Origin of the sequence: Propioniciclava sp. MC1595, from assembly GCF_017569205.1 — a bacterium.
Lineage (GTDB): Bacteria > Actinomycetota > Actinomycetes > Propionibacteriales > Propionibacteriaceae > Propioniciclava.
Map to the genome: position 1 here is coordinate 2038176 of NZ_CP071870.1, position 25060 is coordinate 2063235.

A 25060-nucleotide genomic window follows, 5' to 3' on the forward strand; every position below is an offset into this window, starting at 1 on the left:
GGAACATGGCCACCACCGAAGAGATCCGCGCCCAGCTCGCCGAGCTCGTCAACGAGGTCGCCGGCGTGCCCGTCGAGGACGTGCAGCTCGACAAGTCGTTCGTCGACGACCTGGACGTCGACAGCCTCGCGATGGTCGAGATCATCGTCGGCTGCGAGGAGAAGTTCGGTGTGACGATCCCCGACGAGGAGAGCAAGAACCTCAAGACCGTCGGCGACGCCGTCGCCTACATCGAGCAGCACGCCTGATCGCCCGGACGCCCGGGCCCCGGCCCGGGCGTCCACCCACCCCCACCCCGTTCGTCCCACCACCGTTAGGAACCCGATGAAGGACATCGTCATCACAGGCATGGGCGCCACCACCCCGTTGGGCGGCGACCTGGCCAGCACGTGGCAGGCCATGCTGGCGGGAGAGTCCGGCATCGTGCGCATCCCCGAGGAGTGGGCCGACGAGATCGCCGTCAAGATCGCCGGCTACGTCAAGGTCGACCCCAGCGAGAAGATCGACCGGGTCAAGGCCCGCCGCCTGGACCGCAACACCCAGCTCGCCCTGATCGCCGCCGAGGAGGCCTGGCTCGACGCCGGCCTGGCCCTCGGCGAGGACAACCCCGTCGACCCCGAGCGCCTGGCCGTCTGCCTGGGCACCGGCATCGGCGGCCTGCACACGCTCCTGGGCAACTGGGACGTGTACAAGGAGAAGGGGGCGCGCCGCGTCACGCCCTTCACCATCCCCATGCTGATGGCCAACGCCTCGGCCGCCAACGTCGGCCTGATGGTCAACGCCGCCGCCGCGGTGCACGCGCCGGTGTCGGCGTGCGCGTCCTCGAACGAGGCGCTCGCGCTGGCGGTCGACCAGATCCGCCTGGGCCGCGCCGACATCATCGTCGCCGGCGGCACCGAGGCCACGATCCACCCGCTGCCGATCGCGGCGTTCGCCCAGATGCAGGCGCTGAGCAGGCGCAACGACGACCCGACCGCGGCGTCCCGGCCGTGGGACAAGGGGCGCGACGGCTTCGTGCTGTCGGAGGGCTCCGCCGTCCTGGTGCTGGAGTCGCTCGAGCACGCGCAGGCGCGCGGCGCGAAGATCTACGGCACCATCGCGGGCGCGGGCGTCTCCGACGACAACCACGACATCGTCCAGCCCGAGCCCAACGGCAACGGCCAGTCGGCGGCGATGCTGAAGGCCCTGCGCGAGAGCGGGCTGTCGGCCTCCGACATCGTGCACGTGAACGCGCACGGCACCTCGACCCCGCAGGGCGACATGACCGAGGCCGGTTCGATCCGGCGCGCGCTCGGTGCCGCCGCCGACCGGGTCGTCGTGACCTCCACCAAGTCGATGACCGGGCACCTGCTGGGTGCGGCCGGCGCGCTCGAGACGGTCGCCACGGTGCTGGCCCTCAAGGAGCGCCTGGTCCCGCCGACGATCAACCTGGTCGACCCCGAGGAGGGCCTCGGCATCGACGTGGCCGCGAACGAGCCGCGCCCGCTGCCCGAGGGCGACCTCGCCGCGCTGAACAACTCGTTCGGCTTCGGCGGCCACAACGTCGCCGTCGCGCTGACGAACGCGAACATCAACCGCTGACCCGGACGCCCACGGCCCGGCCCGCCCTGCCTACAGGCGCGGGTCGGGCTGTGCGCCGTGGTGGCGGACGTTGTCGGCCGCCGCGGACAGCGCCGCGAACGCCGCGGCGTGCCGGTTCGTGCCCTTGACCAGTTCGGCGGCCAGCGTGCCGATGAGGGCGTCGGTCGCGCCCACAGTGTCGACCACGTCGCCGGCCGGGACCACCGGGCCGGGGATGTGTTCGCCGTCCCAGTCCAGCCCGTCCTTGCCGCGCAGCACCACCAGCGACCGCGGCCGGACGCCCAGCGCCTCGAAGGCCGCCAGGTCGGGCGCCGGGATCACCAGCGGGTCGGCGACCTCGATGACGTCGGCCGGGAGCGCCGCGAACGGGGCGAGGTTCAGCACCACCCGGGCGCCGTACTTCGTGGCGTAGCGGACCGCGTCGACCACCGTGTCCGCCGGGGTCTCGAGCTGGGTGAGCAGGATGTCGTCGGGGCCCAGCCCGTGGATGGGCCGCAGCGGGCTCGGGCCGATCTTGGCGTTGGCCCCGGGCAGCACGACGATGGCGTTCGTGCGGCCGTCGGAGAACACGATCGCGTGACCCGTCGGGACGAGCGGGATCCGCTCGACGCGCAGCTTGATGCCCTTGGCGAACAGACGGTTCAGCGAGGCCCGCCCGGCGTCGTCGTCGCCGACCGCGCCCACCATCTCGACCTCGACCCCCCGGGCCCGGGCGGCCACCGCCTGATTGGCCCCCTTGCCACCCGCGTACCGCTGCAGCGACTCCCCGACGACCTTCTCACCGGGGTTCGGGTAGGAATCGATCTTGGTCTCCAGGTCGACGTTGATCGAACCCAGGACGATGACGCGGCCCATGGCCCTGCCTCCTTCGGCTTGGCTGATGTTCCATCTCACCACCAAACCGGGTCGTCAGGGGCCCCTTTGGGCCGATGTGTCGCCGATCAGCCGACGGCGGTGATCCAGCGCACGGGCTCGCCGTCGGCGGCGTGCCGGAACACGTCGAGCTCGGCGTCCCACGGCGCGCCGAGGAGGTCGTCGAGGGCCTCCCGCAGCGAGCGCTCGTCGCGCGCGCCGAGCATGGCGTGCCGGATCCGGTCCTCGGGCACGACGATGTCGCCGTGCAGGCCCATCGTGGCGTGGAAGACGCCGAGGGTCGGGGTGTAGGAGTAGCGCTCCCCCTCGGAGGCGTCGGTGGCGTGCTCGGTCACCTCGAACCGGATCCGCGGCCAGCGCTTGAGGGCGCTCGCCAGACGGGTGGCCGTGCCGACGGGGCCGCTCCACGTGAACTCGGCGCGGTAGCTGGCGCGCTCGGCGGGTTGGGGCTTCCAGTCCAGGGAAACAGGCGCGCCGAAGGCGCCGCCCACCGCCCACTCGACGTGTGGGCACATCGGCGACGGCGCGGAGAGGATCTGCAGGACCCCGCGGGTCGTTGTCATGGCGGTACCCCTTTCCGGCTGAAGTGCTGCCTTCCCCTGCATCACCTCGACCGGGCGCGGAATCACGCCGTTGTGGTTCATTGTGCACCCCGCGTCAAGCCGGGGCCACCCGGCGACGGGGCGCGGAGCTCAGCCCCGGGACGCCTCGGCCAGCAGCTCGGCCGCGTGGGCGCGGGCGGCGTCGGTGCCCTCGAGCCCGGCCATCATCCGGGCCAGCTCGTGAACGCGGTCGGCGGCGGCGACCTCGCGGACGCCGGAGGTGGTCACCTGCCCGTCGTCGGCCTTGTGCACCACGAAGTGCCGGTCGGCGAAGGCGGCGACCTGGGCCAGGTGGGTGACCACGACGACCTGCGCGTGCTCGGCCAGGCGGGCCAGCCTGCGGCCGATCTCGAGCGCGACCGCGCCGCCCACCCCGGCGTCCACCTCGTCGAAGACGAAGGTGTGCCCCTCGGCGCCCTGGGCGAGCACGACCTCGAGGGCCAGGCGCACGCGCGACAGCTCGCCGCCGGAGGCCACCTTGGCCAGCGGCGCGGGCGCCGACCCCGGGTTGGCCGAGAACACCAGCACCACCTGGTCGGCACCGTGGGGCCCGGGCTCGGGCAGCGGCGTGACCTCGAACGCGAGCCGGGCACGGGGCATGGCGAGCGCGGCGAGCTCGGCCTCGACCAGCCCGGCCAGCTCGGACGCCGCGGCCGTGCGGGCCGCGGTGATCCGCCCCGCGAGCCTGGCCAGCTCCTCGCCCACGGTGGCCAGCAGCCCGTCGAGCTCGGCGATGCGGTCGTCTGACCCGGAAAGCCGGCCGGCCTCGGCCGCGGCCCGCTCGCCCCAGGCGAGGACCTCGTCGATGCTGTCGCCGTACTTGCGGGTGAGGCCCTGCAGGTCGGCCAGGCGGGCGGCGATCCACTCCAGCCGGGCGGGGTCGGCGTCGAGGCCGGTGGCGTAGGAGGCGAGGTCGCCGACGGCGTCGGAGAGCAGGAAGGCCGCCTCGTCCACCCGGCGGCCCAGGTCGGCGGCGGCGGGGTCGTCGGCCGCGATGGACGCCAGCGCCTTGCGCGCCGCGCCGACCAGGCCCAGCGCGGTCGGGGCGTCGGAGAACGCCTCGTCGTCGCCGGCCAGCGCGACGATGGCCTCGCGCGCGCCGAGGCGCAGGTCGTCCACCCCCTGCAGGCGGCGCTGCTCGGCCACCAGCGCGGTGTCCTCCCCCGGCGTGGGGTCGACCTTCTCGATCTCGCCGAGCCCGAACTCCAGCAGCGCGAGCTCGCGGGCGCGGGCCTGCGACTGGGCGACGAGCTCGGCCCGCTCGGCGACCCACGCGCGCTGCTGGGCCCAGCGGGCGCGGTAGTCGGTCAGCAGCGTGGCCAACTCCGGTCCGCCGAAGGCGTCCAGCACCTCGCGCTGCCGCTCGGTCGATCCGAGCCGGATCTGCTCGCTCTGCCCGTGGATCGTGATGCGCTCCCCAACGGCCTCGACCAGGCCGGGCAGGGTCACCTGCGCCCCGCCCACCAGCGCGCGCGAGCGCGACGGGGTGAGGACCCGGGTGAGCAGCACCTCGCCGTCCTCCACCTGCCCGCCGACCTCGTCGACGTGGGCGGCGAGCGCGGCGTCGGCGGCGAGCCGGCCCTCGACCAGCGCCCGGGAGGCCCCGTGCCGGATCAGCCGGCTCTCGGCCTTGCCGCCCGAGAGCAGCCCGAGCCCGGAGACCACCATCGTCTTGCCCGCGCCGGTCTCGCCGGTGACGGCGGTGAACCCGGGCCCGAGCTCGAGGGTCGCGTCGTCGATGACGCCCAGGCCGCTGATGCGGAGCTCAGCCAGCATCCCCGGCCTCGGCTGCCTTGCGGGCGGCGGCGTCGCGCTCGGCCTGCCCGCGCCACCCGTGGACGGGCAGGTCGAACTTGCGCACGAGGCGCTGCACGAACGGTTGCTCGGAGGTGCGGGCCAGCCGCAGCTTCAGCGGGCTGCGCCGCACGGTGACCTCGCTGGACGGCTTCACCGACGTGCTGCGCCGGCCGTCGCACCAGAGCACACCGCCCACCGGTGGGTTCTCGAGCATGCGGATCACGACCGTCGAGCTGGGGCTGAGCACCAACGGCCGCGCGAACAGGGCGTGGGCCAGGAGCGGCACGACGAGCAGCGCATCGAGGTCGGGCCACAGCACGGGCCCCTGGGCCGAGAACGCGTAGGCGGTCGACCCCGTGGGCGTCGACACGAGCACGCCGTCGGTGCCCCAGCGCGACAGGGGGTGGCCGTCGATGTCGACCAGCACCTCGATCATGCGCTCGCGGGCCGCCTTCTCGAGCGAGACCTCGTTGATCGCGTAGCTCGACCAGGTCACCTCGCCGCCGGGGGTCTCGCGCAGCTCGACCTCGAGGCAGAGCCGCTCCTCCACCCGGTAGTCGCGGTGGACCACCCGGTCGACCAGGTCGTGCGCCTCGGAGGTCTCGAGCTCGGCCAGGAAGCCGACGTGGCCCAGGTTCACGCCCAGCACGGGGTAGCCCAGCGGCACGGCCCACTCGGCGGCGCGCAGGATGGTGCCGTCGCCGCCGAAGACCACGACCAGCTCGACCTCGGCGCCGGGCCGGGTGTCGAACCGGCGCACGTCGGCGCTCGGAACCCGCTCGGCGATGACGTCGTGGGCGGTGTCCCGCACCCAGCAGACGAACCCGTGCCCGGCGAGCCGTTCGATGAAGTCACTCGCCGCGTCGACGGCCTCCTCCCGCTGGTGGTGGATGCCCAGGGCGATGTGTCGCTGCGTCACGCCCGCCAGCCTAACGGGCCGGGCCGACAGCGCCGGGCTCCGCGACGAGCTTGAGGAACACCTCGCGGTTGCCCGACTCCCCCGGCAGCGGGCTCAGGCCGCGCCAGACCTCGCGCCAGCCCGCCTCGGCGGCGGCCCGGGCGACCAGGTCGGCCGCCTCCGGGACGCGGGCGGGGTCGGCGACGACGCCCCGGGAGTCGAGCGCCGCGCGGCCGAGCTCGAACTGCGGCTTCACCATGAGCAGGGCGACGGCGCCGTCGCGGGCGACCGACCGCAGCGGCGCGACGAGCAGGGTCAACGAGATGAAGGAGACGTCGGCCACGACGAGGTCGACGGGCGCGGCGACGTGGGCGGGGGTCAGGTCGCGCAGGTTGAGCCCCTCGTGGCTCGTCACCCGGGGGTCGGACGCCACGGGCTCGGCCAGCTGCCCGTGCCCGACGTCGACCGCGGTCACGTGCTCGGCACCCCGGGCCAGGAGTACCTGGGTGAAGCCGCCCGTGGACGCCCCGGCGTCCAGGGCGCGGCACCCGGCGACCTCGGTGCCGGAGGCATCCAGCGCGCCGAGGAGCTTGTGCGCGGCCCGCGAGACCCACGGGTCGGTCTCGGCGGCGAGCGTGTCGTCGGGGCCCACGGGGAGGGAGGCCTTGGCCGCGGGGCGTCCGTTGACGGTCACGCGACCGCCGTCGATGAGGTCGCGGGCCTGCCCGCGGGACCGGGCCAGCCCCTGCGCGACGAGGGCGGCGTCCAGCCTCACCGGCGCGGCAGCGGGGGCTGCGGGGTGGGGTTGAGGGCCTGCTGGACCACGTCGAGCACCGTGGCGATCTCGTCGTGGTGGGTGTGCACGTCCTCGCCGAGCGACAGCTCGGCCAGCGCGGCGTCGATGGCCGGGTGGCCGGTGACCGGCAGGGCGGCGTCCGTCGACGCCTCGGTGGGCTGGGGGGCCTCGGGCTCGGTGGTGCTCACCGGGCCATCCTACGAGTCGTCCTCGTCGCCGAGGCCGCGGGCCATGAGCGCGTCGCCGGTCGTGCGCGCGTAGGCAACGGCCTGGATGACCACCGGCGTCACCGAGGCCAGCGGGTTGCGGTCGAGGCCGCGGGCGCGTGCGGCATCCCTGACCTCGCCGAAGGACGCGATCACGTACGGGATCGAGCGGACCAGCACCGCGACGGCCAGCCCGAACCGCTCGGGGCTCGCGCCGAAGCGGGCGAGGGGGCGCGTGGCGGTGACCAACGCGTCGATGAGCACGGGCATCGGGGTGGTGATCAGCACGATCCGGCCGGCGTAGAGGGCGGTCAGCGTGGTGCCGACGACCTTCACCGCCATGGTCGGGTCGCCGAAGAGCAGGTGGTAGCCGGCCACGAAGGCGAACAGGACCACGAGGCCGAGCGGCATCCCCCAGGCCAGCCGCAGCGGGGCCCGGGTGGTGGCGACCAGCGCCAGGGTGAGCACGAGGGCACCGACCACGACGGGCCAGGACCCGAAGACCGCGGGCACGGTCAGGGCGAGGAAGACGAGGTACTTCCAGCCGACACCCATCCGGTGCCAGACCGTGGTGCCGGGGACGTGGATGCCCAGCAGGGCGCGCGCGGCGTTCACGCCATCATCGCCTCGTAGTGGGCGATCGCCTCGCCCGGGGCGCCGTCGGCGACGATGCGGCCGCCGTCGACGACCAGGACGCGGTCGGCGTCGGCGGCGAGGTCGAGGTCGTGCGTGGCGAGCACGACCTGCTGGTCGAGCTCCGTGAGCACCCGCCGCAGCACGAGGCGGTTGCGCAGGTCGAGCAGGGTCGTCGGCTCGTCCGCGACGAGGATCGCCGGGTCGACGGCCAGCACGGCGGTCAGGGCCGCGAGCTGCCGCTCCCCGCCCGACAGGTCGTAGATCGACTGCTCGGCCACGTGGTCGAGGCCGCGGGCGGCCAGGAGGGCGCGGGCGGCGTCCCGGCGCTGCGAGCGGTCGCGGATCGTGCGGCGCAGGCTGAGCTCGACGTCCTCGAGCGGGGTCGGCATGACGAGCTGGCTGAGCGGGTCGGTGAAGACGAAGCCCACCCTGCGGCGCACGCCCTTGCCGTCGGACGCCGGGTCGAGCCCGTCGACCAGCACCCGTCCCGACGAGGCCACGACCAGACCGTTGAGGAGCCGCAGGAGCGTGGACTTGCCAGAGCCGTTCGCGCCGACGAAGGCGACGCGCCGCTCGGGCAGGTCGAGGGTGATGTCCTCCAGCAGGGTGCGGGTGCCCCAGCCCTGCCCCGGTGCACCGGGCACGGGGACGCGGACCGAGACGCCCTGCAGCTGGATCATCGGGCGGGGACGGGCTCCTGCGCCTGCGCGCGCTCGACCGCCGGGTGGACCAGCAGCCCCGGGAACGCGCGGTGCACGGCCACGGCGACGCCGGACGCCGCGATGTTCTTGATGACGTCGCCGGGCCAGTAGACGATGTCGGCCAGGAACGCCTTGTCGACCGGGATGCCGGCGTTGATCGCGATGCCGGCGATGCCCATCGGGTGCACGAAGGCGAACGAGCCGGCCAGGCCGGCCAGGAACAGCAGCGCCCAGCGCACGCCGGTGCTCTTCTGGTTGCGGGAGACGATCGCGCGGGCCAGGAAGCCGATGAGGAGCGCCGCGAGGGGGAAGGCCAGCAGGTAGCCCGCCGAGGGCTTGGCCAGCACGCCGATGCCGGACGCCCCGCCGGCGAACACGGGTAGCCCGGCGAGGCCGACGATGACGTACAGCGCGGTGGCGGCGAAGCCGCGCCACGGGCCGAGGATCATCGCGGTGAGCGCGACGGCCAGCGTCTGCAGGGTGATCGGGACCCCGACCGCCCCCACGGGGATCGCGGGCGCGAGCGTCGCGGCCGAGATGACCCCGGCGAAGACGGCGACCAGCGCGAGGTCGGTGACGGTGGACTGGCGTCGCTGAGCCATGTTCATCTCCTCTTGAACGGTGTTCAAGAAGTCTAGGGCAGCAGGTCGAGCCGCGCGAACACGGCCTCGCCCGTGGACACGGAGCCGTCCCAGAACAGCTGGGCGAGTGCCCAGGCGGCGTCGAGTTGGGCCTCGCGCTTGGTGACGTCACCCTCCAGCAGGGCGTTGCCCGCCTCGGCGCGCACCGTGACCGCCCCGCAGGTCGCGACCCCGTCGGCGATCGCGGCGGTACGGCGGGGTTCGAACAGGGACTCGACGTTCCAGCCGATGGCGGTCGGGCGTCCGTCGACCGGGGCCAGGCACAGGTCCCGGACGCCGTGCGCCCCGGTGAACACCAGGAACGAGTCGATGCCCACCGCGTGCGCGCCCATGATGTCGGTGTCGATGCGGTCACCCACGAAGACCGGACGCCCCGCTCCCGAGCGCCGCAGCGCCTCGTCCATGAGCGGGCGGAACGGCTTGCCGACCACCTCGGGATCGTGGTCGACCGTGTTGCGCACCGCCTGGATCGCCGCGCCGGCGCCGGGGACGAGGCCGTGCTCGGTCGGACGGGTGGAATCGGTGTTGGTCGCGAACCACCGGGCGCCGCGCTGGATGGCGATCGCCGCCTGGTCGAGGCGCGGCCACGTCATCGCCGGGTCGTAGCCCTGGATGACCGCCACGGGCTCCTCCGCGAAGGTCGTGACGACCTCCATGCCGGCGAGGCGCACCTGCTCGACGAGGTTGTCGGTGCCGGCGACCAGGACCTTGCTGCCGGCGGGAAGCTCCTGGCGCAGGAGACCGCTGGCGGCCTGCGCGCTGGAGACCACCTCCTGCTCCTGCGCCCCGAAGCCGAGCTCGGCCAAGTGGTGGGCCACCACGGCGGTGCTACGCGCGGCGTTGTTGGTCACGTAGACCGTCGCGACACCGGCCTCGTGCAGGCGCCGGACGCCGTCCACCGCCCCCTCGACCGCCTCGGGCCCGAGGTACAGGACCCCGTCCAGGTCGAAGAAGACCGCGTCGTACCCCTCGATGAAGGCGGTCACGACTCGTCGTCCTCCCCCAGCAGCTCGGCCACCTCGGCCTCGATGTCGTCGTCCTCCTCGGCCCCCTCGGCCTCATCAGCCTCGACGGCCTCGTCCTCGGGGTGGCCGACCAGCGAATCCTCGTCGACCTCGAGCACGATGCCCTGCAGGGCGGCGACGCGGTCGGCGGCGTCGGTCTCACCGTCGGTGTCGAGGGCGGCCGCCGCGGCGAACCACTTCTCGGCGCCGTCGGCGTCGCCGGTCTGCTCCAGCAGGTCGGCGTACCCGTAGCGCAGGCGGGCACGGGCGCCACGGGAGCCCCGGCCCGCGGACGCCTCGATCTCGTGCTTGAGCAGGCGGAGTGCCTCGGGGGCCTGGCCCAGGTCGATGCGGGCGCCCGCCTCGACGAGCCGGAGCTCCACGCGCTGGCCGAAGTCGGGCTTGGCGTCCAAGCCCTCGCGGATCAGCTTGAGCGCCTTCTCCGGACGCCCCAGCGCACGCTCGCAATCAGCCATGGCGGCCAGGTACTCGGTACCGCCCTGCATGCGGCGCAGCGCGCGGAACTCGTGCAGGGCGACCTGGTACTCCCCCGCCGCGTAGGCGGTCTCCCCGGTGGCCTCGCGCGTGATCGACAGGCGCGCGGCGCGCCGGCGCGCCGCCTCGGCGTGCCGGTAGGCGAGTTGCGGGTCGGAGGAGATCAGTTGGCCGGCCATGATCAGGTGGGCGCCGACGATCTGCGCCAACTCAGGGGTCAGCCCCCGCAACTCGGCCCGGACGGGACGCGGCAGGTCGCGCAGGTCCATGTCCTGGGGCGTGTCGGGCTCGTCCTCCTTGGGGGCCAGGCCCGGACGCGGCACGTAGGGCTCGCGCTCCTCCCCGTCGAAGTCACGGCGGCGGTCCTCGCGCGGGCCGCGGTCCTCCCAGCGCGGGCGGTCGCCACGGTTGTCGTCGCGCCTGAACGCGGGACGGTCGCCATCCCGGCGCGGGCGATCGTCCCTGCGGAAGCCGCCCTCGCGGTTGTCGTCGCGGCGGAAGCCCTGCCGCCGGTCGTCGCGATGGAATCCCGGCCGATCTCCGTCGCGGCGCGGGCGTCCCTCACCGGAGCGGTCCTCCCAGCGCGGGCGGTCGCCGTCCCGGCGCGGGCGGTCGTCCCGGCGGAAGCCACCCTCACGCGGGCCGCGGTCCTCCCGGCGGCGCTCGCCACGGTTGTCGTCACGCTTGAAGCCCGGACGGTCCCCGTCCCGGCGCGGGCGGTCATCACGACTGAACCCGCCCTCACGCGGGCCACGGTCCTCCCAGCGGCGCTCGCCACGGTTGTCGTCACGCTTGAAGCCCGGACGGTCGCCATCCCGGCGCGGGCGGTCATCCCTGCGGAAGCCGCCGTCGCGGTTGTCGTCCCTGCGGAAGCCGCCTTCGCGGTTGTCGTCCCTGCGGAAGCCGCCTTCGCGGTTGTCGTCACGGCGGAAGCCCTGCCGGCGGTCGTCGCGCTGGAATCCCGGCCGATCTCCGTCGCGGCGCGGGCGTCCCTCACCGGAGCGGTCCTCCCGGCGCGGCCGGTCGTCCCGGCGGAACCCACCCTCACGCGGGCCGCGGTCCTCCCAGCGGCGCTCACCACGGCTGTCGTCACGCTTGAACCCGGGACGGTCCCCGTCCCGACGCGGACGATCGTCCCGACGGGAGCCGGCGTCCCGGTTGTCATCCCTGCGGAACCCGCCATCGCGGTTGTCGTCCCGGCGGAACCCCTGGCGGTCACCCTCACGCCGGAAGCCCGGGCGGTCGCCCCCCTGGCGCGGACCCTGACCACGCCCGCCGTCACGGTTGCCGAAGGATCGGCCGCCGCCGGGGCCGCCGGATCCGCCGCGACGCGGGCCGTTCTGGGGCCGTCCGTCGCCGCCTCGTCCGCGGGGGCGCTGGTCATTGTTGTCTTCGCTCACCGGACAAGTCTGCCGGGGTCGGTGACACATGGCAAAGCCGTTGCCACAGCGTGTGGAGCCACAACGCAAGAAGGGCCCGCACCTGGTGGTGTGGGCCCTTCTTGGGTCACCCCCTTTTTGGGGGGTGTGTTCGGCGGTGTCCTACTCTCCCACACCCCCTCGGGTGCAGTACCATCGGCGCTGCAAGGCTTAGCTTCCGGGTTCGGAATGGGACCGGGCGTTTCCCTTGCGCAATGGCCACCGAAACATTCTTGTGTTGTCGTCCCACACCTGGGGTGTGGGGGATGATCCCAATGTTTGTTGTTTGGGATATCGTACAGTGGACGCGAGCAGAGCTCACATAGTCATCTTGTGGTTGCTTGTCTTGTTTGGTGGTGTGACAAGCCCTCGGCCTATTAGTACCAGTCAGCTCCACACATTGCTGTGCTTCCACGTCTGGCCTATCAACCCCATGGTCTGTAGGGGGCCTTACCCACTCAATGGTGGTGAGAGTCCTCATCTTGAAGCGTGCTTCCCGCTTAGATGCTTTCAGCGGTTATCATTTCCCAACGTAGCCAACCAGCCGTGCCCTTGGCAGGACAACTGGCACACCAGAGGTTGGTCCGTCCCGGTCCTCTCGTACTAAGGACAGCCCTTCTCAAGACTCTAACGCGCGCAGCGGATAGGGACCGAACTGTCTCACGACGTTCTAAACCCAGCTCGCGTGCCGCTTTAATGGGCGAACAGCCCAACCCTTGGGACCGACTCCAGCCCCAGGATGCGACGAGCCGACATCGAGGTGCCAAACCATGCCGTCGCTATGGACGCTCGGGCAAGATCAGCCTGTTATCCCCGGGGTACCTTTTATCCGTTGAGTGACGGCGCTTCCACACGCCACCGTCAGATCACTAGTCCCGACTTTCGTCCCTGCTCGACATGTCTGTCTCACAGTCAAGCTCCCTTGTGCACTTACACTCGACACCTGATTGCCAACCAGGCTGAGGGAACCTTTGGGCGCCTCCGTTACCTTTTGGGAGGCGACCGCCCCAGTCAAACTACCCATCAGGCACTGTCCCTGGACCCCGATCAGGGTCCGAGGTTAGATAACCAGAACGACCAGAGTGGTATTTCAACGATGACTCCACCCCCACTGGCGTGGCGGCTTCACAGTCTCCCACCTATCCTACACAAGTCGTACCGATCACCAATACCAAACTATAGTAAAGGTCCCGGGGTCTTACCGTCCTGCTGCGCGTAACGAGCATCTTTACTCGTAGTGCAATTTCGCCGAGTTCGTGGTGGAGACAGCGCCCAAATCGTTACTCCATTCGTGCAGGTCGGAACTTACCCGACAAGGAATTTCGCTACCTTAGGATGGTTATAGTTACCACCGCCGTTTACTGGGGCTTAAGTTCACCGCTTCGCTTGCGCTAACAGTTCCCCTTAACCTTCCAGCACCGGGCAGGAGTCAGTCCGTATACATCGTCTTTCAACTTCGCACGGACCTGTGTTTTTAGTAAACAGTCGCTTGGGCCTGGTCTCTGCGACCCTCACCGCTGCCCCCAGCTAGTGGGTTGACGGATCAGGTCCCCCTTATCCCGAAGTTACGGGGGTATTTTGCCGAGTTCCTTCACCACGATTCTCTCGATCGCCTTGGTATTCTCTACCTATCCACCTGTGTCGGTTTGGGGTACGGGCGGCTCACAACTCGCTCACGAAGCTTTTCTAGGCAGCATAGGATCACCCACACCACCACCGAAGTGGCAGTGCCATCACGTCTCAGCCACACAGCACGCGGATTTGCCTACGTGCCGGCCTACGCGCTTAGCCCACGACAACCATCGCGTGGGATGGGCTACCTTCCTGCGTCCCTCCGCAGCTTGCCTACTACCGGATCAGGTCACAGACTCAACCACCCAACACCCCGAAGGATGTACGAGTGGTCTCGCGTGCTTAGTATCACCGGCCTCGGCACGGGCGTTGCTTCGCCGGTACCAGAATATCAACTGGTTGTCCATCGACTACGCCTGTCGGCCTCGCCTTAGGTCCCGACTTACCCAGGGCAGATTAGCTTGACCCTGGAACCCTTGGATATTCGGCGGACGGGTTTCCCACCCGTCATTCGCTACTCATGCCTGCATTCTCACTCGTGTGCACTCCACACCCGGTCACCCTGATGCTTCACCACACACACGACGCTCCCCTACCCACCCACACACCTGGACTCACGTCAGGTACACGTGTGAATGCCACAGCTTCGGCGGACTGCTTGAGCCCCGCTACATTGTCGGCGCAGAATCACTTGACCAGTGAGCTATTACGCACTCTTTCAAGGATGGCTGCTTCCAAGCCAACCTCCTGGTTGTCTTCGCAACTCCACATCCTTTTCCACTTAGCAGTCCCTTAGGGGCCTTAGCTGATGATCTGGGCTGTTTCCCTCTCGACTATGAAGCTTATCCCCCACAGTCTCACTGCCGCCCTTCACTTACCGGCATTCGGAGTTTGGCTGATTTCGGTAAGCTTGTGGGCCCCCTAGACCATCCAGTGCTCTACCTCCGGCAAGAAACAGGCGACGCTGCACCTAAATGCATTTCGGGGAGAACCAGCTATCACGAAGTTTGATTGGCCTTTCACCCCTATCCACAGCTCATCCCCTCGGTTTTCAACCCAAGTGGGTTCGGGCCTCCACGACGTCTTACCGTCGCTTCACCCTGGCCATGGATAGATCACTTCGCTTCGGGTCCAGACCCGGCGACTCAAACGCCCTATTCGGACTCGCTTTCGCTACGGCTCCCCACACGGGTTAACCTCGCCACCGAGCACTGACTCGCAGGCTCATTCTTCAAAAGGCACGCCGTCACCCCATTGCAGGGCTCCGACGGATTGTAGGCGACCGGTTTCAGGTACTATTTCACTCCCCTCCCGGGGTACTTTTCACCTTTCCCTCACGGTACTTGTCCGCTATCGGTCATCAAGGAGTATTTAGGCTTGACGGGTGGTCCCGCCAGATTCACACAGAATTTCAGGGGTTCCGTGCTACTTGGGGTAACGACCACGAGGGGAACACATACGCCTACACGGCTATCACGCACTCTGGCCAACCATCCCAGGCTGTTCAGCTTCGCATTCCCTTTATCACTCGCCGGAGACCAGCAGCTCTCCCAGGTCGGCCCCACAACCCCCAGCATGCAACGCCTGCCAGCTATCACACACACCAGGTTTGGCCTGTTCCGCTTTCGCTCGCCACTACTCACGGAATCACAATTGTTTTCTCTTCCTGTGGGTACTGAGATGTTTCACTTCCCCACGTTCCCTCCAACACCCCTATACATTCAGGATGAGGTCGCCGGACACAACTCCGGACATTCGAGGTTTCCCTATTCGGAGATCCACGGATCAAAGCTCGTTTACCAGCTCCCCATGGCTTATCGCAGGTTACAACGTCCTTCATCGGCTCTTGATGCCAAGGCATCCACCGATCGCCCTTAGTAGCTTGTCACCAAATCAAAACGATCAACAACAAAATAAACTACAAAAGATGCTCGCGTCCACTATACAATTCTCAAACAACAAACAAACACCAACCAACACACACCCCCACAGGAGCGCGCACCGCCTGGCGTCATCATGTCGCGACCCCACCACAATCGTGGCGGAAGCCCCAGAACCCAACAACGTGCCACCGCCCCCACCAGCACCCACACCCCACCCGTTCCACACCAACCCCACAACGGGGGAGGCAGTACTAGACACGAAGCATGAGTCCCAACCAGGAACTCGGCCAATACCATCCACATCAGTCACCCCAACCACCCACGACACGAACGGCCGTGAAAGCAGTAGACCCCCAGCAGTGACGCCGGTAGGCACGAGGGCTCCCTAGAAAGGAGGTGATCCAGCCGCACCTTCCGGTACGGCTACCTTGTTACGACTTAGTCCTAATTACCGATCCCACCTTCGACGGCTCCCCCCACAAGGGTTGGGCCACCGGCTTCGGGTGTTACCGACTTTCATGACTTGACGGGCGGTGTGTACAAGGCCCGGGAACGTATTCACCGCAGCAATGCTGATCTGCGATTACTAGCGACTCCGACTTCATGGGGTCGAGTTGCAGACCCCAATCCGAACTGAGACTGGCTTTACGTGATTCGCTCACCCTCACAGGATCGCAACACTTTGTACCAGCCATTGTAGCATGCGTGAAGCCCTGGACATAAGGGGCATGATGACTTGACGTCATCCCCACCTTCCTCCGAGTTGACCCCGGCAGTCTCCCATGAGTTCCCGGCATAACCCGCTGGCAACATAGGACGAGGGTTGCGCTCGTTGCGGGACTTAACCCAACATCTCACGACACGAGCTGACGACAGCCATGCACCACCTGCACACCAGCCCGAAGGAAACAACATCTCTGCTGTCGTCTGGTGCATGTCAAACCCAGGTAAGGTTCTTCGCGTTGCATCGAATTAATCCGCATGCTCCGCCGCTTGTGCGGGCCCCCGTCAATTCCTTTGAGTTTTAGCCTTGCGGCCGTACTCCCCAGGCGGGGCACTTAATGCGTTAGCTACGGCACGGAGAACGTGGAAGTCCCCCACACCTAGTGCCCACCGTTTACGGCGTGGACTACCAGGGTATCTAAGCCTGTTTGCTCCCCACGCTTTCGCTCCTCAGCGTCAGGAAATGTCCAGAGAACCGCCTTCGCCACCGGTGTTCCTCCTGATATCTGCGCATTCCACCGCTCCACCAGGAATTCCGTTCTCCCCTACATCCCTCAAGTCTGCCCGTATCGAAAGCAAGCACACAGTTAAGCTGCGTGTTTTCACTCCCGACGCAACAAACCACCTACGAGCTCTTTACGCCCAATAAATCCGGACAACGCTCGCACCCTACGTATCACCGCGGCTGCTGGCACGTAGTTAGCCGGTGCTTCTTCTCCAGGTACCGTCAAATTCGCCCCTGGTGAAAGCGGTTTACAACCCGAAGGCCGTCATCCCGCACGCGGCGTTGCTGCATCAGACTTCCGTCCATTGTGCAATATTCCCCACTGCTGCCTCCCGTAGGAGTCTGGGCCGTATCTCAGTCCCAGTGTGGCCGGTCGCCCTCTCAGGCCGGCTACCCGTCAAAGCCTTGGTAGGCCATTACCCCACCAACAAGCTGATAGGCCGCGAGCCCATCCCCCACCGAAAAAACTTTCCACCAACCACCATGCGATAGAAGGTGTACATGCGGTATTAGCTGAAGTTTCCCACAGTTATCCCCCAGTGAAGGGCAGGTTGCTCACGTGTTACTCACCCGTTCGCCACTAACCACCAAAACCGAAGTAAAGATGATCCGTTCGACTTGCATGTGTTAAGCACGCCGCCAGCGTTCGTCCTGAGCCAGGATCAAACTCTCCATCGAAAAAATAGAAAGCAAACCCCAACCAAATAGGTTAGTTCATACTCATCTCAAAGAAACCACCCACCAGAAGTGGGCGGCAACGAGGACACACAAGAAACCAAAAGGTTCAAGTGTGCAAAACAACAACCAACAACCATCCAAAGACAGTTGAAGGTCACTGGCATTGACCTAAGCACGCTGTTGAGTTCTCAAACTTCCGACACACACCTCGGTTCCCGCTCCATTTCCTGGAAGCGATCCCCTCGGGGCCTCATCTACTTTAGGGAGTCATTTTCACCGAGTCAAATCGGGCTTTTCCTCCCTCGAAGTCCAGTCGCTGACGCCACCCAAGAATTGGGTTGACATCGTTGGTTTGGGCTTCGGCTCCCGGCCCGTCCTTCGTGGCTTGGCCACTCCGTCCGGCTCCCCGAGCGCTTGGTAAACATTACACGGGCCCGCTCCCGATTCCAAATCGAGGGCGGACCCGCGGCGTCCGGCGTAGTCAGACGCAGGTTCAGCGCACGACCTCCACCGCGCCGACGGTCTTCTTGCCCCGGCGCACGACGGCCCAGCGGCCGTCGAGGAGGTCGTCCTGGGTCAGCACGGCGTCCACGTCGGTGACCTTGACGTTGTTGAGGTAGGCACCACCCTCCTCGATCGCGCGGCGTCCGGCGGACTTGCTCGGCACCACGCCCGAGGCGGCGAGCACGTCGACCAGGGCCGGCAGCGTCTCCCCCGCCTCGAGCCGCGGAGCCTCGAGCTGCTTGGCCACGGCGGCCAGGGTGCGGGCATCCAGGTCCCGGAGCTCCGACCGCCCGAACAGGGCCGCGGCGGCGGCCTCGGCGGCGCGACGCTCAGGCTCGCCGTGCACCAGGTCGGTGATGTCGTCGGCCAGCGCGCGCTGGGCGATCCGCAGGAACGGCTTCTCCGCCTGCTGGGCGGCGATGTCGTCGATCTCGTCGCGGGGGCGCTCGCTGAACACCTTGAGGTAGGCCACGACCATCTCGTCCTCGGCGTTCAGGAAGTACTGGTGGAACGCGTACGGCGAGGTCATCTCGGGGTCGAGCCACACCGTGCCGGACTCGGTCTTGCCGAACTTCGTGCCGTCGGCCTTGGTGAGCAGCGGCGTCGCCAACGCGTGCACCCGGCCGCCGTCCGAGCGGCGGATCAGGTCCACACCGGCTGTGAGGTTGCCCCACTGGTCGGAGCCGCCGGTCTGCATCGTGACCCCGTGGGAGCGGTACAGCTCGCGGAAGTCGAGCGACTGCAGCAGTACGTAGCTGAACTCGGTGTAGCTGATGCCCGTCTCCAGGCGCGCCTTGACCACCTCGCGGTCGAGCATGCGGTTGACCGAGAAGTGCTTGCCGACGTCGCGGAGGAAGTCCAGCGTCGAGAGCTTCGCCGTCCAGTCGAGGTTGTTGACCAGGGTGCCGGCGTTGGGGCCCTCGAGATCGATGAGCCGGCCGACCTGCGAGCGGATGCGCTCCACCCAGCCGGCCACGACGTCCACGTCGTTCATGACGCGCTCGCCCGCCTGCTTCGGGTCACCGATCAGGCCCGTGGACCCGCCGACCAGGAACATCGGGCGGTGGCCCGCCTTCTGCAGGGCGCGGTGCACCATCACCTGCACGAGGTTGCCCATGTGGATCGACGGTGCCGTGGGGTCGAAGCCCACATACGCGGTGATCGGGCCCTCGTCGAGGTGGGCGCCGAGGGCGTCCAGGTCGGTCGAGTGGGCGATCAGCCCGCGCCAGGACAGTTCGTCGATCAGTGCGTTCACGACGCACCACCCTAGTGGACGCCGCGCCGGGCGCCCGGGTGGGTTCAGGCGTCCGTCGGCGGCTCGGCGAACCAGGCGAGTTCGGCCTCCGCGGGCTCGTAGGGGGTGGGCTCGACCGGCACCAGCCACTCGCTGATCGCGTCGACCGCGTCCGCCACCTCGTTCAGCTGCTCGCCCACGCGGGCCGAGGCCGTGCCGCCGCGACCGTCGCGGGCGTTGATCGAGCCCTCCACGGTCAGCACCTCGAGCACGCCGGGCGTGAGCCGCTCGTCGATGGCCGGCAGGTCGGACGCCGTTAGGCCGGTCAGCTCGATGCCCCGCTCCTCGCAGTAGCGGACGGCGGCGCCGGCGACGTGGTGCGCCTGGGCGAACGGCACGCGCTGGCGGACGAGCCAGTCGGCGACGTCGGTGGCCAGCGAGAAGCCCTCGGGGGCCCGGGCCGCCATCCGCTCGGGCTGGAAGCGCAGGGTGCCGATCATCCCCGCCATGGCGGGCAGCAGGACGCGCAGCTGGTCGAGCCCGTCGAAGATCGGCTCCTTGTCCTCCTGCAGGTCGCGGTTGTAGGCCAGCGGGAGTCCCTTGAGGGTGGTGAGCAGGCCGGCGAGGTTGCCCACCAGACGCCCGGCCTTGCCGCGGGCGAGCTCGGCGACGTCGGGGTTCTTCTTCTGCGGCATGATGCTCGACCCGGTCGACCACGCGTCGTCCAGCCTGGCGAAGCCGAACTCGACGGTCGACCAGAGGATGACCTCCTCCGAGATCCGGGAGAGGTCGACGCCGATCATCGCCAGCACGAACGCGGCCTCGGCGACGAGGTCGCGGGCGGCGGTGCCGTCGATCGAGTTGGGCACCGAGCCGGCGAAGCCCAGCTCCGCGGCGACGAACTCAGGGTCCAGGCCCAGCGAGGTGCCGGCCAGGGCAGCCGACCCGTAGGGCGACACGGCGAGCCGCCGGTCGAGGTCGCGGAGACGCTCGACGTCGCGCAGCAGCGGCCACGCGTGGGCCAGCAGGTGGTGCGACAGCAGCACGGGCTGGGCCGACTGCAGGTGGGTGCGGCCCGGCATCGGCACGCCGAGGTGCTCCACGGCCTGGTCGTGCAGGGCGACGACGACCTCCTGCACCCCGGCGGCGACGACGCGCAGCTCGTCCCGCAGGTACATCCGGATGAGGGTGGCGATCTGGTCGTTGCGCGAGCGGCCGGCGCGCAGGCGTCCGCCGAGCTCGGGGCCGACGCGCTCCATCAGACCGCGCTCGAGGGCCCCGTGCACGTCCTCGTCGGTGGGGGCGGCGAAGAAGGCGCCGGAGGTGACGTCGGCGTCCAGCCCGTCGATGCCGGCCAGCATGGCGGCCAGCTCGTCGTCGGTCAGCAACCCGGCCCTATTCAGGGCGCGCGCGTGCGCGCGCGAGCCGGCGAGGTCGTAGGGGGCCAGCCGCCAGTCGAACTGGGTGGACTTGCTGAGCGCGAACATCGCCTCCGCGGGCCCCCCGGAGAACCGTCCGCCCCAGAGCCTGCCCTCGGCCTCGCTCATGCTTCGCCTTCCTTGTCGTCCCCGCCCAGCGCGAGGAGGTGTTCGGCCAGCGCAGAGCCCCCGTCGGGCGCCCGGCTGACGATGAGGATGGAATCGTCCCCGGCGATGGTACCGAGCACGGTGTCGAGGCCGGCCTTGTCGATCGCCGAGGCGAGGAACTGCGCCGCCCCCGGCGGGGTCTTGACGACGACGAGGTTCGCGGACGCCTCGGCCGAGAGGAGCAGCTCGGACGCCAGCCGGACCAGGCGGGCGTGCGCCCGCTTCACGTCGGACGCCTCGACGTCGCGCACGGCGTAGGTCAGCTCACCGGACGCCCCGCGCAACCGGACGGCGCCCACGTCGACCAGGTCCTTGGACAGCGTCCCCTGCGTGACGACGAAGCCCTCGGCCGCGAGCAGCTCGGCCAGCTCGGTCTGCGACCGGATCGCCTCGCGGGTCAACAGGTCGACGATGAGGCCCTGGCGGGCGGCCTTGGTGCCGGGCACCGACCGCTCGGTCATGCCCGCACCAGGCCGGGCAGGGCGTCGACGAAGAGCTGGAGCTCGTCGCGGGTGACCACCAGGGGCGGGGCCAGCCGCAGCACGTCGGGGCGGGGCGCGTTGACGATGAACCCGGCCTCCAGCGCGGCGGCGAGCACCTCGCGCGCGTTCGGCTGGTTGAGCACCACGCCGCGCAGCAGGCCGCGCCCACGGACGTGGCTGACCTCGGACAGGCCGAGGCCCTCGATCGCGCCGGCGAGCCAGTCGCCGGTCTCCCGGGCGTGCTCCAAGAGTCCCTCGGACTCGATGACGTCGAGCACCGTCAGGGCCACGGTGGCGGCCAGGGGGTTGCCCCCGAAGGTGGTGCCGTGGTGCCCGGCCTGTAGCAGGGTCGCGGCGTCGCCGACGGCCACGCAGGCCCCGACCGGGAAGCCGCCGCCCAGGCCCTTGGCGAGGGTGACGACGTCACCGCGCACGCCCTCGGTCGCCGATGCCAGCCAGCCCCCGCAGCGCCCGATGCCGGTCTGGACCTCGTCCAGCCACAGCAGCGCGCCATGCTCGTCGCACAGCGCTCGGACGCCGGCGAGCCAGCCCTCCGGCGGGCTGATCGCTCCGTTCTCGCCCTGGACGGGTTCGACCACGACCGCGGCGACGTCGTCGCCCATCACGGCCGCGAGGGCGTCCAGGTCGCCGTAGGGCACCCACGTGACGTTGCCCGGCAGCGGCTCGAACGGCTCGCGGTACGCGGCCGCCGCGGTGACCGACAGCGCGCCGAGCGACCGGCCGTGGAAGGAGCCCTCCATGGCCACCAGGCGCGGCCGCCCGGTCAGGCGGGTCACCTTGAGGGCGGCCTCGTTGGCCTCGGTGCCGGAGTTGGTCAGGAACGTGCGCGCGGGGAGGCCCGAGTCGCCGGCCACGAGCGCGTCGAGGCGCTCGCCGAGGGCGACCTGGGGCTCGGAGGCGAACAGGTTCGAGATGTGCATCAGGCGCCCGGCCTGCTCGGTGATCGCCGCCACCACGCGCGGGTGGGCGTGGCCGAGGGAGTTCACCGCGATGCCGGCCAGGAGGTCCAGGTAAGGGGTGCCGTCGGCGTCCCACACCCAGGGGCCCGCGCCGCGCACGAGCACCCGCGGCGGGATGCCGAAGGTCTGCATCATGGCCGCGCCGTAGCGGCCCAGGACGTCCGCGTTGCTCATCCGGGCACCACCATCGTGCCGACACCCTCGTCGGTGAAGATCTCCAGCAGCAGCGAGTGCGGCTGGCGACCGTCGACGATCGTGGCCAGCGGCACGCCGTCCTCGACCGCGGCCAGGCACGCCTCCATCTTGGGGATCATCCCGCTGGCCAGCGTGGGCAGCAGGGCCCGCAGGTCGGAGGTGGTGATCCGGGCGATGATCTCGTCGGTGCTGGGCCAGTTGGCGTACAGGCCCTCCACGTCGGTGAGGATGATCAGCCGGTCGGCGCCCAGCGCGGCGGCGAGCGCGGCCGCGGCGGTGTCGGCGTTGAGGTTGTGGACCGCACCCTCGGCGTCCGGGGAGACCGAGGCGACCACGGGGATGCGCCCGGCCTCGATGAGGTCGGAGATCGCGTCGGTGTTGACCGAGGCGACCTCGCCGACGAGCCCGAGGTCGACCTCCTCGCCGTCGACGACGGTGCCGCGGCGCTGGGCGGTGAACAGGCCGCCGTCCTCGCCCGACATGCCGACGGCCAGGGGTCCGTGCTGGTTGAGCAGGCCGACGAGCTCGCGCCCGACCTGGCCGACGAGGACCATCCGGACGACGTCCATGGCCTCGGGGCTGGTGACGCGCAGGCCGCCCTTGAACTCGCTGGCGATGCCGAGCTTGTCGAGCATCAGGTTGATCTGGGGGCCGCCGCCGTGCACGACGACGGGCCGGATGCCGCAGCGGCGCAGGAAGACGATGTCCTCCACGAAGGCGCGCTTGAGCTCCTCGCTGACCATCGCGTTGCCGCCGTACTTCACCACCAGCGTGGCGCCGGCGTACTTGGTGAGCCAGGGCAGCGCCTCGATGAGGGTGCCGGCCTTGGTGTAGACCTCGCCCTGGAGCTCGGCGGTGCGGGTGGTGTAGGTCATGAGCTGTACTCCGCGTTCTCGCGCACGTAGTCGTAGGTGAGGTCGTTGGTCCACACGGTGGCCGACGCCGGGCCGGCGGCGAGGTCGATCTCGACGAGCACCTCGCGGTCGGTGAGGTCGACCAGCGAGCGGTCCTCGCCGAGGGCACCGGTGTCGAAGACCTTCACGCCGTTGAACGAGACGCTCACCCGGTCGGGGTCGAAGGTCGCCCTCGAGGTGCCGGCCGAGGCCAGCACCCGGCCCCAGTTGGGGTCGTTGCCGAAGATCGCGGTCTTGAACAGGTTGGAGCGGGTCACACAGCGGGCGACGTCCACGGCGTCGTCCTCGGTGGCGGCGTTGACGACCGTGACGGCGATGTCGTGGCTGGACCCCTCGGCGTCCGACAGCAGCTGGCGGGCCAGCGACCCGCAGACCTGGGTGAGGGCGTCGGTGAACGCCTCGAGGTCGGGGCCCACGCCCGAGGCGCCGGAGGCCATCAGGATCACGGTGTCGTTGGTCGACATGCAGCCGTCGGAGTCGGTGCGGTCGAACGTGACCCGGGTCGCGGCGCGCAGGGCGGTGTCGGCCTGCGCCGGGGTGAGGTCGGCGTCGGTGGTGACGACCACGAGCATGGTGGCGAGCGCGGGGGCCAGCATGCCGGCTCCCTTGGCCATGCCGCCGACGCTCCATCCGGCCTCGCTCGTGGTGGCCGCCTGCTTCGGCACGGTGTCGGTGGTCATGATCGCCAGCGCGGCGTCCGAGGCCCCGTCGGCGGCGAGGCCGGCGGCAGCGGCGGCGATGCCGGCGTGCACGGCGTCCATGGGGAGGCGGACGCCGATCAGGCCTGTCGAGCAGACCGCAACCTGGTCGGGGGTGGTGCCGAGCGCGGACGCCGTGGCCTCGGCCATGGCGCGGGCGTCGGCCAGCCCGTCGGGGCCGGTGCAGGCGTTGGCGCCGCCGGAGTTGAGGACGACGGCGTCCAGCTGGCCGCCGGCGAGCACGTCGATGGACCACACCACGGGGGCGGCCTGGAAGCGGTTGGTGGTGAAGACGCCGGCCGCGACCTTGGCCGGGCCCTCGTTGCGCACGAGCGCGAGGTCGTGGTTGCCGGACGCCTTGATGCCGGCCTTGACGCCGGCGGCGGTGAAGCCCTTGGCTGCGGTGACGCTCACGGGGCGACTCCCAACGTGGTGAGGCCGAGGGTCTCGGGGAGGCCCAGGGCGAGGTTCATGGACTGGATGGCACCGCCGGCGGTGCCCTTGGTGAGGTTGTCGAGGGCGGCGACCACAACCAGGCGGTTCGCGGCGGCGTCGACGGCCACCTGCACGTGCACGTGGTTGGAGCCGACCACCGACTGGGTCTGGGGCCACAGGCCCTCCGGCAGCAGGTGCACGAACGGCTCGTCGGCCCAGGCCTGCTCGTAGGCGGCGCGGGCCTCGGCGGTGGTCGTGGCTCCGGCCAGCGGGGCGGTGACCGTGGCCAGGATGCCGCGCGACATCGGGACCAGGACCGGGGTGAAGGAGATGGTCGGTGCCTCGGCGCCCAGCTTGCGGAAGTTCTGCAGCATCTCCGGGACGTGGCGGTGCACTCCCCCGACCCCGTAGGCGGACGCCGAGCCCATCAGCTCGCTGCCCAGCAGGTGCGGCTTGAGGGACTTGCCCGCGCCCGAGGGGCCGGTCGGGGCGACCACGACGACGTCGTGCCCGTCGACGAGGCCCGCCTGCAGGGCCGGGGCGAGGCCGAGGGTGACCGTGGTCGGGAAGCAACCGGGCACGGCGATGCGCTTGGCCGTGGCCAGGGCCTCGCGCTGGCCGGGCAGCTCGGGCAGGCCGTAGGGCCAGGTCCCCGCGTGCTCGGTGCCGTAGAACTGCCGCCAGGCCTCGGAATCCTCGAGGCGGAAGTCGGCGCCGGAGTCGATGACCAGCACGTCGTCGCCCAGCTGGGCCGCGACCTCGGCCGACGTGCCGTGCGGCAGGGCGAGGAAGACGACGTCGTGGCCGGCGAGGTTCTCGGGGGTGGTGTCGAGGACGACGCGGTCGAACAGCGGCGCCAGGTGCTGGTGGTGCTCGCCCAGGCGGGACCCGGCGGAGGACTTCGCCGTCAGGGCACCGATCTCGATGTCGTCGCGCCCCAGGAGGAGCCGCAGGATCTCTCCCCCGGCGTACCCCGTGCAGCCCGCGACCGCAATCTTCGTCGTCATGCGCATGAGTATGCCC

The 25060-nt window shown here is 69.8% G+C and carries 20 protein-coding genes and 3 rRNA genes; 2 read left to right on the forward strand and 21 right to left on the reverse strand.

The annotated features are described in order from the left end of the window. Window positions 1-5 precede the first annotated feature (5 nt). Window positions 6-248: an acyl carrier protein gene (locus J4N02_RS09630; RefSeq protein WP_182818293.1), complete on the forward strand. Its 243-nt coding sequence runs from the start codon at window positions 6-8 to the stop codon at window positions 246-248. 76 nt (window positions 249-324) lie between these two features. Continuing rightward, window positions 325-1581, forward strand: a complete 1257-nt coding sequence (gene fabF / locus J4N02_RS09635) for a beta-ketoacyl-ACP synthase II (RefSeq protein ID WP_188334219.1) — start codon at window positions 325-327, stop codon at window positions 1579-1581. 30 nt (window positions 1582-1611) lie between these two features. Here the strand turns inward: fabF and J4N02_RS09640 are convergent, their stop codons facing one another. From J4N02_RS09640 to argC, 21 genes are all read right to left on the reverse strand, one after another. After that, window positions 1612-2436, reverse strand: a complete 825-nt coding sequence (locus tag J4N02_RS09640) for a PfkB family carbohydrate kinase (protein ID WP_188334218.1) — start codon at window positions 2434-2436, stop codon at window positions 1612-1614. 86 nt (window positions 2437-2522) lie between these two features. Beyond that, entirely contained in the window at window positions 2523-3017 is a 495-nt protein-coding gene (locus J4N02_RS09645; protein ID WP_182818290.1) for a DUF3145 domain-containing protein, read from the reverse strand. Window positions 3018-3146: 129 nt separating this feature from the next. After that, complete coding sequence (gene recN / locus J4N02_RS09650; RefSeq protein WP_188334217.1) at window positions 3147-4832, reverse strand: DNA repair protein RecN; 1686 nt, start codon at window positions 4830-4832, stop codon at window positions 3147-3149. Beyond that, a complete protein-coding gene (locus J4N02_RS09655) occupies window positions 4822-5772 on the reverse strand; it encodes an NAD kinase (RefSeq protein WP_188334216.1) in 951 nt (316 codons plus the stop codon). Before J4N02_RS09655 ends, recN begins: the two co-directional genes overlap by 11 nt. 10 nt (window positions 5773-5782) lie before the next feature. Further along, on the reverse strand, window positions 5783-6526 hold the full coding sequence (locus J4N02_RS09660; RefSeq protein WP_188334215.1) for a TlyA family RNA methyltransferase: 744 nt from the start codon (window positions 6524-6526) through the stop codon (window positions 5783-5785). Beyond that, window positions 6523-6735, reverse strand: coding sequence for a hypothetical protein (locus tag J4N02_RS09665; RefSeq protein WP_182818286.1), 213 nt, complete (start codon window positions 6733-6735; stop codon window positions 6523-6525). Before J4N02_RS09665 ends, J4N02_RS09660 begins: the two co-directional genes overlap by 4 nt. 9 nt (window positions 6736-6744) lie before the next feature. Further along, a complete protein-coding gene (locus tag J4N02_RS09670) occupies window positions 6745-7368 on the reverse strand; it encodes an energy-coupling factor transporter transmembrane protein EcfT (RefSeq protein WP_182818284.1) in 624 nt (207 codons plus the stop codon). Continuing rightward, complete coding sequence (locus tag J4N02_RS09675; RefSeq protein WP_188334214.1) at window positions 7365-8069, reverse strand: energy-coupling factor ABC transporter ATP-binding protein; 705 nt, start codon at window positions 8067-8069, stop codon at window positions 7365-7367. The genes J4N02_RS09670 and J4N02_RS09675 overlap by 4 nt, the downstream gene beginning before the upstream one ends. After that, window positions 8066-8692, reverse strand: a complete 627-nt coding sequence (locus tag J4N02_RS09680; protein ID WP_208090925.1) for a biotin transporter BioY — start codon at window positions 8690-8692, stop codon at window positions 8066-8068. Before J4N02_RS09680 ends, J4N02_RS09675 begins: the two co-directional genes overlap by 4 nt. A gap of 32 nt (window positions 8693-8724) precedes the next feature. After that, window positions 8725-9717 carry an HAD-IIA family hydrolase gene (locus J4N02_RS09685; protein WP_188334213.1) on the reverse strand — a complete coding sequence of 331 codons (993 nt, stop codon included), beginning with the start codon at window positions 9715-9717 and terminating at the stop codon, window positions 8725-8727. Then, window positions 9714-11630, reverse strand: a complete 1917-nt coding sequence (locus tag J4N02_RS09690; protein ID WP_188334212.1) for a M48 family metallopeptidase — start codon at window positions 11628-11630, stop codon at window positions 9714-9716. Before J4N02_RS09690 ends, J4N02_RS09685 begins: the two co-directional genes overlap by 4 nt. Window positions 11631-11758: 128 nt before the next feature. Continuing rightward, window positions 11759-11875, reverse strand: a 5S ribosomal RNA gene (gene rrf / locus J4N02_RS09695). A gap of 130 nt (window positions 11876-12005) precedes the next feature. Next, window positions 12006-15108, reverse strand: a 23S ribosomal RNA gene (locus tag J4N02_RS09700). A gap of 384 nt (window positions 15109-15492) precedes the next feature. Further along, window positions 15493-17009: ribosomal RNA gene (locus J4N02_RS09705) — 16S ribosomal RNA — on the reverse strand. The 16S, 23S and 5S rRNA genes sit together here, the layout of an rRNA operon. Before the next feature lie 493 nt (window positions 17010-17502). Next, complete coding sequence (tyrS, locus tag J4N02_RS09710) at window positions 17503-18768, reverse strand: tyrosine--tRNA ligase (protein WP_188334648.1); 1266 nt, start codon at window positions 18766-18768, stop codon at window positions 17503-17505. A 44-nt stretch (window positions 18769-18812) separates the two neighbouring features. Then, window positions 18813-20294 (reverse strand): argininosuccinate lyase, encoded by a 1482-nt coding sequence (argH, locus tag J4N02_RS09715; protein ID WP_188334649.1) that lies wholly within the window; start codon window positions 20292-20294, stop codon window positions 18813-18815. Then, window positions 20291-20794, reverse strand: a complete 504-nt coding sequence (locus J4N02_RS09720; RefSeq protein ID WP_182818384.1) for an arginine repressor — start codon at window positions 20792-20794, stop codon at window positions 20291-20293. Before J4N02_RS09720 ends, argH begins: the two co-directional genes overlap by 4 nt. Continuing rightward, window positions 20791-21969: an acetylornithine transaminase gene (locus J4N02_RS09725; protein WP_188334650.1), complete on the reverse strand. Its 1179-nt coding sequence runs from the start codon at window positions 21967-21969 to the stop codon at window positions 20791-20793. The genes J4N02_RS09720 and J4N02_RS09725 overlap by 4 nt, the downstream gene beginning before the upstream one ends. Further along, complete coding sequence (gene argB, locus J4N02_RS09730; protein WP_188334651.1) at window positions 21966-22865, reverse strand: acetylglutamate kinase; 900 nt, start codon at window positions 22863-22865, stop codon at window positions 21966-21968. The genes J4N02_RS09725 and argB overlap by 4 nt, the downstream gene beginning before the upstream one ends. After that, window positions 22862-24016: a bifunctional glutamate N-acetyltransferase/amino-acid acetyltransferase ArgJ gene (argJ, locus tag J4N02_RS09735; protein WP_188334652.1), complete on the reverse strand. Its 1155-nt coding sequence runs from the start codon at window positions 24014-24016 to the stop codon at window positions 22862-22864. Before argJ ends, argB begins: the two co-directional genes overlap by 4 nt. Beyond that, a complete protein-coding gene (gene argC / locus J4N02_RS09740) occupies window positions 24013-25044 on the reverse strand; it encodes an N-acetyl-gamma-glutamyl-phosphate reductase (protein WP_182818379.1) in 1032 nt (343 codons plus the stop codon). The genes argJ and argC overlap by 4 nt, the downstream gene beginning before the upstream one ends. Between the last annotated feature and the right edge of the window lie 16 nt (window positions 25045-25060).

Coding starts and splice junctions, on each gene's coding strand:
- fabF (WP_188334219.1), top strand. CDS start 325: ATGAAGGACATCGTCATCACAGGCATGGGCGCCACCACCCCGTTGGGC.
- J4N02_RS09640 (WP_188334218.1), bottom strand. CDS start 2,436: ATGGGCCGCGTCATCGTCCTGGGTTCGATCAACGTCGACCTGGAGACC.
- J4N02_RS09725 (WP_188334650.1), bottom strand. CDS start 21,969: ATGAGCAACGCGGACGTCCTGGGCCGCTACGGCGCGGCCATGATGCAG.
- J4N02_RS09680 (WP_208090925.1), bottom strand. CDS start 8,692: ATGGCTCAGCGACGCCAGTCCACCGTCACCGACCTCGCGCTGGTCGCC.
- argH (WP_188334649.1), bottom strand. CDS start 20,294: ATGAGCGAGGCCGAGGGCAGGCTCTGGGGCGGACGGTTCTCCGGGGGG.
- J4N02_RS09645 (WP_182818290.1), bottom strand. CDS start 3,017: ATGACAACGACCCGCGGGGTCCTGCAGATCCTCTCCGCGCCGTCGCCG.
- J4N02_RS09630 (WP_182818293.1), top strand. CDS start 6: ATGGCCACCACCGAAGAGATCCGCGCCCAGCTCGCCGAGCTCGTCAAC.
- recN (WP_188334217.1), bottom strand. CDS start 4,832: ATGCTGGCTGAGCTCCGCATCAGCGGCCTGGGCGTCATCGACGACGCG.
- argB (WP_188334651.1), bottom strand. CDS start 22,865: ATGACCTACACCACCCGCACCGCCGAGCTCCAGGGCGAGGTCTACACC.
- J4N02_RS09720 (WP_182818384.1), bottom strand. CDS start 20,794: ATGACCGAGCGGTCGGTGCCCGGCACCAAGGCCGCCCGCCAGGGCCTC.
- J4N02_RS09675 (WP_188334214.1), bottom strand. CDS start 8,069: ATGATCCAGCTGCAGGGCGTCTCGGTCCGCGTCCCCGTGCCCGGTGCA.
- argC (WP_182818379.1), bottom strand. CDS start 25,044: ATGACGACGAAGATTGCGGTCGCGGGCTGCACGGGGTACGCCGGGGGA.